5 protein-coding genes are annotated in these 9058 nt (G+C 40.3%); all 5 read left to right on the forward strand.

Translation table 11 applies throughout. From position 1 onward, the window contains the following. Positions 1 to 434: 434 nt before the first annotated feature. The 5 genes from malQ (at position 435) to nrdI (ending at position 9011) form a co-directional block, all read left to right on the forward strand. Positions 435 to 1964, forward strand: a complete 1530-nt coding sequence (gene malQ, locus ADG03_RS02100; RefSeq protein ID WP_031574710.1) for a 4-alpha-glucanotransferase — start codon at positions 435 to 437, stop codon at positions 1962 to 1964. 45 nt (positions 1965 to 2009) lie between these two features. Next, entirely contained in the window at positions 2010 to 4268 is a 2259-nt protein-coding gene (glgP, locus tag ADG03_RS02105; RefSeq protein ID WP_049471794.1) for a glycogen/starch/alpha-glucan family phosphorylase, read from the forward strand. Positions 4269 to 4756: 488 nt separating this feature from the next. Next, on the forward strand, positions 4757 to 7564 hold the full coding sequence (locus ADG03_RS02110; RefSeq protein ID WP_049471795.1) for a GbpC/Spa domain-containing protein: 2808 nt from the start codon (positions 4757 to 4759) through the stop codon (positions 7562 to 7564). A 417-nt stretch (positions 7565 to 7981) separates the two neighbouring features. After that, complete coding sequence (locus tag ADG03_RS02115; protein WP_049471796.1) at positions 7982 to 8494, forward strand: ABC transporter permease; 513 nt, start codon at positions 7982 to 7984, stop codon at positions 8492 to 8494. Positions 8495 to 8555: 61 nt separating this feature from the next. Then, positions 8556 to 9011, forward strand: coding sequence for a class Ib ribonucleoside-diphosphate reductase assembly flavoprotein NrdI (nrdI, locus tag ADG03_RS02120; protein ID WP_049471797.1), 456 nt, complete (start codon positions 8556 to 8558; stop codon positions 9009 to 9011). The last annotated feature ends 47 nt before the right edge of the window (positions 9012 to 9058 follow it).

A 9058-nucleotide genomic window follows, 5' to 3' on the forward strand; every position in this document is an offset into this window, starting at 1 on the left:
CTAAAGAATAAAAAAAGATAATAATTAGAAACCGTTTTAGACAAACGTTTTCCTAAAACGACTTAAGTATATCACAAGGCGAAAACGTTTGCAAGTGATTTTGAGAAAATTTTTTAAAAATATTTTAATTCTAAACTTTCTTCTATAAAAACCGCTAATTCATTGACATTGCTAATAATAAATACTAAACTAGTGATAAGGGGCTTTTTTAAAAAAGATATAAAGTTTTTTAAGAAACCCCTTGCAGAAAATATGGAAAAAGTTTATAATGACATGGTACGCAAACGTTTTCGCAAAAATTGCGTAAACTGAGTTGCGCCTGTTCGATTTTAACAAAGAGTAGAGCCGCTTGAGAGCTGGATACGACTCTGCAACGATACCCATACCGTGCACCGAATCGCAGGCTTCAAAGAAATAAAAAGAGGTGGTAACCCATGAAAAAACGTCAAAGTGGTGTTTTGATGCACATTTCTTCCCTTCCTGGACAATACGGAATCGGATCATTCGGACAATCAGCATATGATTTTGTTGATTTCCTCGTTCGGACCAAGCAACGTTACTGGCAAATCTTGCCGCTTGGTACAACTAGTTATGGAGATTCTCCATACCAATCTTTCTCAGCTTTTGCTGGGAACACTCATTTTATTGATTTCGATCTTTTGATCGAGCAAGGTTTGTTAACAGAAGCAGACCTTAAAGGAGTGGACTTTGGTCAAGATCCTACTCAAGTGGATTATGCAAAGGTTTTTGAACAACGTCGTCCCTTGCTTGAAAAAGCAGTTGCGAATTTCTTAAAATCAAGTGATCAAAAAGAATTCCAAGAATTTTGTGAAGCCGATGCTTCTTGGTTGGAGCTCTTCGCAGAATACATGGCTATTAAAGAACACTTTGATTTGAAAGCTTGGACAGAGTGGCCAGATGCAGCTATTCGTGCGCGTGAGCCAAAAGCTTTGGCTAAATACCGTGAAGAATTGGCTGATAAATTGACTTACCATCGTGTAACTCAATTCTTCTTCTTCCAACAATGGTTGGCCTTGAAAGCTTATGCCAACGACCACCACATTGAAATTGTGGGAGATATGCCAATCTATGTAGCGGAAGATTCAAGTGACATGTGGGCTAATCCTCATCTCTTCAAAACAGATGAAAACGGAAAAGCAACTTGCATTGCAGGATGCCCGCCAGATGAGTTCTCAGCAACTGGTCAACTTTGGGGGAACCCAATCTATGACTGGGAAGCAATGGACAAAGATGGCTACCAATGGTGGATTGAACGCTTGCGTGAAAGCTTCAAGATCTATGACATCGTTCGGATCGACCACTTCCGTGGTTTCGAATCATACTGGGAAATCCCTGCTGGTTCTGAAACTGCAGCACCAGGTAAATGGGTCAAAGGTCCTGGCTACAAACTCTTTGCAGCCGTGAAGGAAGAGCTCGGTGATTTGAACATCATCGCTGAGGACCTTGGCTTTATGACGGATGAAGTTATTGAGCTTCGCGAACGTACTGGCTTCCCAGGAATGAAGATTCTTCAATTCGCCTTCAATCCTGACGATGAAAGTATCGATAGCCCTCACTTGGCGCCAAACAACTCTGTGATGTACACTGGAACACATGATAACAACACAGTTCTTGGATGGTACCGCAATGAAATCGACGATCCAACTCGTGAGTATCTTGCTCGTTATACCAACCGGAAAGAGTACGAATCTGTACCGCATGCTATGCTTCGCACCGTCTTTGCTTCCGTCAGCTTCATGGCGATTGCTACGATGCAAGACTTGCTTGAGTTAGATGGCTCAGCTCGGATGAACTTCCCATCTACTCTCGGTGGTAACTGGTCATGGCGAATGACAGCGGATCAATTGACTCCAGCTGTCGAGCAAGAATTGCTTGATTTCACTACGATCTATCGTCGTGAAAACAAAGACTTGAAAAAAGAAGTTAAGAAAGCAAAAAAATAATCTTTCCCCCCTATTAAAATTGTTGAAACAAAGGAGACTCCCAACATGGAATCATTACAAAAATATGTGATTGATCATCATCAAAAAACAATTGCTGAATGTTCAAATGAAGAATTGTACATTGCCTTGCTAAATTACACGAAGCAAGCAAGCGCTCAAAAGAAATTAAATACTGGTAAGAAAAAAGTTTACTACATCTCAGCTGAGTTCTTGATCGGTAAACTCTTGTCTAACAACTTGATCAACTTGGGTCTTTACGACGATGTTAAAAAAGAATTGTCAGATGCTGGTAAAGACTTGATCGAAGTCGAAGAAGTGGAATTGGAACCATCACTTGGTAACGGTGGTTTGGGACGTTTGGCAGCCTGCTTTATCGACTCTATCTCAAGCCTTGGTTTGACAGGGGATGGGGTTGGTTTGAACTACCACTTTGGTTTGTTCCAACAAGTCCTTAAAAACAACCAACAAGAAACGATTCCAAATGCATGGTTGACTGACCAAAGCTGGCTCGTTCGTTCAAGCCGTAGCTACCAAGTGCCATTTGCACACTTCACATTGACTTCTACCCTTTATGATATCGATGTCCCTGGTTACAAGATTGAAACCAAGAACCGTTTGCGTTTGTTCGACTTGGATTCAGTTGATTCATCTATTATTGAAGATGGTATTAACTTTGACAAGACAGATATCGCTCGCAACTTGACCCTCTTCTTGTACCCAGATGATAGTAACCGTCAAGGGGAATTGCTCCGTATCTTCCAACAATACTTCATGGTATCAAACGGTGCACAATTGATCATCGACGAAGCCATCGAAAAAGGAAGCAACTTGCATGACCTTGCTGACTATGCTGTTGTCCAAATCAACGATACTCACCCATCAATGGTCATCCCTGAATTGATCCGTCTTTTGACAGAACGTGGTATTGGAATGGATGAAGCCATCTCTATCGTTCGTAGCATGACGGCTTACACTAACCACACAATCCTTGCAGAAGCCCTTGAAAAATGGCCACTTGAATTCTTGCAAGAAGTGGTTCCTCACTTGGTTCCAATCATTGAAGAATTGGACCGCCGTGTTCGCGCTGAATACAAAGATCCAGCTGTTCAAATCATCGATGAGAATGATCGCGTACACATGGCGCACATGGATATCCACTATGGATTTAGCGTAAACGGGGTAGCAGCACTTCACACAGAAATCTTGAAGAATTCTGAGTTGAAAGCCTTCTACGACATTTACCCTGAAAAATTCAACAACAAAACAAACGGTATCACATTCCGTCGTTGGCTCATGCATGCCAACCCAACCTTGTCACACTACTTGGATGATATCCTCGGACGTGACTGGCACCATGACGCATCTAAATTGGAAGACCTTCTTTCTTATGAAGATAAAGATGCAGTCAAAGCAAAATTGGAAAACATCAAGTCTCACAACAAACGGAAATTGGCTCGTTTCTTGAAAGACCATCAAGGTGTGGAAATCAATCCTAACTCTATCTTTGATACCCAAATCAAACGTCTCCACGAATACAAACGTCAACAAATGAACGCTTTGTATGTGATCCACAAATACTTGGACATCAAAGCTGGAAATATCCCTGCTCGCCCAATCACTGTTCTCTTTGGTGGTAAAGCAGCTCCTGCCTACACCATTGCACAAGATATCATCCACTTGATCCTTTGCTTGTCTGAAGTGATTGCAAACGATCCAGCAGTAGCTCCACACTTGCAAGTGGTGATGGTTGAAAACTACAACGTAACTGCTGCAAGCTACTTGATCCCAGCTAGCGATATTTCTGAGCAAATCTCTCTTGCTTCGAAAGAAGCTTCAGGTACTGGTAACATGAAATTCATGTTGAATGGTGCATTGACACTTGGTACGATGGATGGAGCCAACGTGGAAATCGCTGAATTGGTTGGACGTGACAACATCTACATCTTCGGTGAAGATTCAGAAACTGTAATCGATCTATATGAGAAATCAGCATACAAATCAGCGGACTTCTATGAACGTGAAGCTATCAAACCATTGGTAGACTTCATTATCAGCGATGCCGTTCTTGCAGTTGGTAACAAGGAACGCTTGACTCGTCTTCACAAGGAATTGATCAACAAAGACTGGTTCATGACTCTTCTTGACTTGGAAGACTACATTGTCACCAAAGAACGTATGTTGGCTGACTACGAAGACCGTGATGCATGGTTGGATCAAGTGATCGTAAACATTGCTAAAGCAGGATTCTTCTCATCTGACCGTACGATCGCTCAGTACAATGAAGATATCTGGCACTTAAACTAATCATTAGTTGTTAGACCAAGGTCCATAAGACCTTGGTCTTTTTCATTACTTCTTATTTTGGAAAAGAAATGGAGCTAGTTTAGGGAATGGACAGTCTGCAAAAAGTGTTGTTTTTTTGAATTTTGTAACCCCCCAAAGGGAAAAAATTACATAATTTTTTCTTTCAGCCTTCAAATCTAATTTATTGGTATAAAAAAATAATTCTCCTAAAAAAGCCTTCCGGTGAAATTTATAAAAAGAGAAAGCGTCTTAAAAACCATTGAAAATAAAGGTTTTTTTCAAAGGTGTTTGCATATATTTTCAACCAAAAGATGGGGAAGGCAAGGAAGGTTTGGGGATTCAAGTTGTTATATATTTAAAGTAAAATAAAAAATTAAATTGACAAATAAATAAAAATGGTTGATTGTGATACAATGGAGTTAACTGAAAGTAGCATATTTTTGCCTCTACAGTGAGATTTTTTTAAACAAAAAAGGAGAGTTTTGAAAATGAAAAGCTATCGTGAACATGTTTCGAAGCAGGAAAAATTTTCAATTCGTAAGTTATCAGTCGGTGTTGTTTCATTGGCCATCGCTGGATTGGCTACTGTTAATACCTATGGAGCAGAAGTGAAAGCAGATGAGGCAACAGCGCCTGCAACTGAAGTGACTACTACGGATATAGCAACAAGCGATGCAGCTGTTGCAACAAGTTCTAAGTTGACATCTACAACTGTGACAGAAGGAAATAAAACAGTTACGACGACTTATGTAGAATCACCAGAACTTGAAAAAGCAAAAGCTGATGCAGCCACAGAAGGTGTGACCGTTACAGAAGAAGCTGAAAAAGTCCAACCATCTATCGCAGCAGCAGAAGCGGATAACAAAGCTCAAACAGCTGAAATCAACACAGTCGTTGAAAACTACAAAAAGGCCAAAGCTGAGTATGAAGCAAAATCTCAAGAAATCACATTGATTGAAAAGAGAAATGCAGAAGCAGAAGCAGCTTACAAGAAACAAGTAGAAGACTACAATTCCCAACAAGCAGCTTATAAAGCAGCCTTAGCAGCATACAATCAGAAAAAAGTAGCTTACGATGCTAAACTAGCAGAAAAAGCAGCAGCGGATAAGGCCAATGCTGAAGCTAAAGCTAAGTATGAAGCAGAAATGGCTGTTTACAATACAGCTAAAGCGCAATATGACAAAGATTTACAAGAATACCAAGCTAAGAAAGCTCAATACGATAAAGATAAAGAAGCTTATGGTAAGTTAGTTGCTAAGAAAGCAGAAGAAGATGCTGCTAAAGCTAAGTATGAAGTTGAGCTTGCAAAATACAATGTAGACCTAGAGCAATACGGCAAAGATTTTGCTACTTATCAAACAAAACTTGCTGAATATCAAACAGCTTTGGCACAGTACAAAGATGCTAAAGCAGCCTATGATAAATACATGAATGATAATGGTTTCCAAGATCTAAAAGATGTTGAAACTGTTCAAGATTTGACCTTCCAACGTGAAGGTGGAGCTACTCATACCATTGATGGTATCAGTACTTATCTCACTCGTGATGCCCAAGCTCGTTTGAATACCAGCAATGTGCATCAGTATGATTCCAATAAATTGGAAGCTTCAGATATTGTAGCAACTAGTCCTTGGGCCAATAATGAAACTGAATTTATTCAAATTAAAGAAGGTGACAAATTTGTTGTAACCTATGACAATTTGAATCAGTCCAGCATGCGTGAAAATAAAAAGGATATGCATCCAATCAAGCGCGTGATTTACCGTTATGAGATTCTAAGTCTCCCATCAAATGATGGCAAAGGAATTGCAGCTATTAGTGCGGACCCAACTGTTACTATGACAGTCGGTGCTTCAACAGACCAAAATAAACCAGTTAAAGTTGCTGTAGATGTTGAATTCTATGATGGTGATGGCAATAAGTTTGATTTGACACAGCACAATGCGATTGTCGCTTTGAACTCCCTTAACCACTGGACGGGTGCTTCCTATGTAGATAGTGGGGATAAACCTCGTGCCCTTACAGTAGAAGCTAAAGATAAAAATGGCAACACCGTTCGTGGAACTTGGAACCCATATGCAGATGGTTCATCAATGAGCATTGAAAACAATGCTGTTGTAGTTAAAAATGGAACAGCTGACTTTGGTACTGCGGACGTCACTATCTCTGCTGAAAATCCGATTAAGATTGTGGCTCAAAACGCAACATGGAATGGCAGCGAATTTGCAGTTAGTGAAGAAACTGTGATTGATGCAACATCTGTTAATGCTTCAGGAGCTGGGAATGGTCATGATATCGGAACAGATGAATTCACATTAGATGGTAAAGATGATGTGATCGGTTCTTATACGATTGATCCAACTTCAGGACGGATCATCTTCACGCCTAAGAAGAAATTTGAAAATGTAGAGCACCAAGAATCTGTAAATGTTGGGAATAATAAATACATTCCAATTCCAAATTCAAGTGTTACTTATGATTCTGCTACAAAAGAGGTAACATCATTTAAAGATAACCAATACATTGAACACGGATCAATCTTTAATGGTGAATCTTCAACGACTCTTGAAGGTTGGGACAATCCATCTTCTCCATACCTCTATTATGGTGGGGCAGGCTTGAAGATGTCTGATGGTCACTTGGTATTTACGGCCAATGGAGCTAATGCTGCTGGTCAGCCAACGGTTTACTGGTTTGCGATTAACTCAAATGTTGGTATTCCAAAAAATCCAGGTGAAGCGCCAAAAGAGCCAACAAAACCAACAGAACCTAAGGCACCAACACCACCAACGATTACAGTGGAAAATCTACCTGCAGAGCCAACGAAACCAGAAGAACCTAAATCACCAACTCCGCCAACAGCACCTAACTACACTGTGATTACGGTCGATGTGGAGGAACCAAAAGCTCCAACTCCACCAAAGGCTCCAACTCCACCAACTCCGGAAGTCGTTCCAAATCCGGTGAAACCGGAAAAAGCTGAAGTGAAATGGCATAAGAATAAAGTGGTAACGGAAACAGATATTCCAACCCCACCAACACCAGTTCCTCCAACTCCACCAACTCCATACAACCCACCAACACCAATTGTTCCACCTACACCAATCGTTCCACCAACTCCAGAGGTTCCAACCGAACCAACTCCTGAAGTTCCGGAACAACCTGTACAACCTGCGCAACCACAAACACCTGCGCTTCCAAATACAGGTACAGAAAGCTCAGCTGCAGCTGTTCTTGCAGGTGCGATGGCTGGATTGCTTGGATTGGGTCTTGCTCGCAAGAAAAAAGAAGATTAATTCTTATTTCTTTCGTTCATTCATCTAAATAAAAAAAGTCAGAAGGCAAGTCCTTCTGGCTTTTTTGATGGAGTGATGACCAAATAGTTGCGAAAAAGGACAGAATAGTTTATGGATAAGGAACAGAAATGGGTTTCAAAGACTAAATGGTGTTGAAATCAAGCAGAATACAAATAAAGGACTAAAATAGAGGGAAATCCGCTATACTAGTTCTGTTCGAATGAAAGTTTATCGGACTTCGTTAGATCTCTAATCATACAGTTGTGATATCTTTTTCATCTTTTGCACCCATTATTTTCCAAATGAATTTCATTTGAACGTATCAGTGATCAGGCAAGTGCTTCCACGGTTTTGAGGTGCTTGCCTTTCTATCTGTATCGCGATATAATAGGGTGTAAGAAATGAAAAGGAGTTTGTATGAAAAAGAAACCTATCTATCTTTACATCCTGTTATTTTTCTCTACGGTTGGAACCCTAACATCAGCTGTCTCAACCTTTGGAGCTTCAAAGAGTTTTGAGCTGACAGATGATTTTGCGAAACAACTTGGTTTAACAACGGCTCAAGACAAGGCTGACTACGTGACATATTATGAGAAATCGGCCCAACTCAATCAGTCTCCACTAACCTTTTTATTTGTTTCCCTGATTCTGATTGCTTTGCTTGCAACTTTCTATTTCCTCTTTATGAAGCAGGATCTGTTAACAGCCCATTATACTTACATGGGGCAGATTTTATTAAGTCAAGCCTTCTCTTGCTATAATTATTTTGCAGGGCGTCCACTATTAGCTAGTTTTTCAAACCCGTCCCTTCGCCAACGATATTTGGCATCTTCATCCATTGCTTTGTTACTCTTGACTGCTTTATCTCTTCTCTTCCTTGGAATTGTTTTGTATAAAACCTTGCGTTTGAGAAAAGCTCAAGCGGCATAATAGATAAGTTTGAATGGAGCTCTCTTAGAGGATAAGAGAGCTTCTTGATTGGAGAAAAAAGATGAAAGTATCCTTTGTTTATATTAGTCTGAGTGGAAATACAGAGAGTTTTGTCCGTCGCTTAAGTGACTATTTGCTGGAAGCTCATCCCGGACTTGAAATCGAGAAAGTGCATGTGAAAGACCTGGTCAAAGAGGGCCAGCCCTTCTTTGAAATGACCAACCCTTTTATCACTTTTTTGCCAACCTATTTGGAGGGTGGAAATGGTGTTGACAACGGCGATGTGGAAATTTTGACGACAGATGTTGCGGATTTTATTGCTTACGGAGATAACGCCAGCAAGTGCTTAGGAGTGGTTGGATCAGGCAATCGGAATTTTAACAATCAATATTGTTTAACCGCTAAGCAGTACAGCCAACGCTTTGGTTTCCCTAAGTTAGCCGATTTTGAAATGCGGGGGATGTTGGGAGATATTAAAAAAGTAGCCGCCATTGTAGAAGATTTGTATCATCTTTAAAATAAAGAGAGTGGGACAGAAATCGGTAATTCGTTAGAATTCGATTT

The sequence above is a fragment of the Streptococcus parasanguinis genome (genome assembly GCF_001069785.1).
In the GTDB taxonomy this organism is placed as follows: Bacteria; Bacillota; Bacilli; order Lactobacillales; family Streptococcaceae; genus Streptococcus; species Streptococcus parasanguinis_T.

Coding starts and splice junctions, on each gene's coding strand:
- nrdI (WP_049471797.1), top strand. CDS start 8,556: ATGAAAGTATCCTTTGTTTATATTAGTCTGAGTGGAAATACAGAGAGT.
- glgP (WP_049471794.1), top strand. CDS start 2,010: ATGGAATCATTACAAAAATATGTGATTGATCATCATCAAAAAACAATT.
- ADG03_RS02115 (WP_049471796.1), top strand. CDS start 7,982: ATGAAAAAGAAACCTATCTATCTTTACATCCTGTTATTTTTCTCTACG.
- ADG03_RS02110 (WP_049471795.1), top strand. CDS start 4,757: ATGAAAAGCTATCGTGAACATGTTTCGAAGCAGGAAAAATTTTCAATT.
- malQ (WP_031574710.1), top strand. CDS start 435: ATGAAAAAACGTCAAAGTGGTGTTTTGATGCACATTTCTTCCCTTCCT.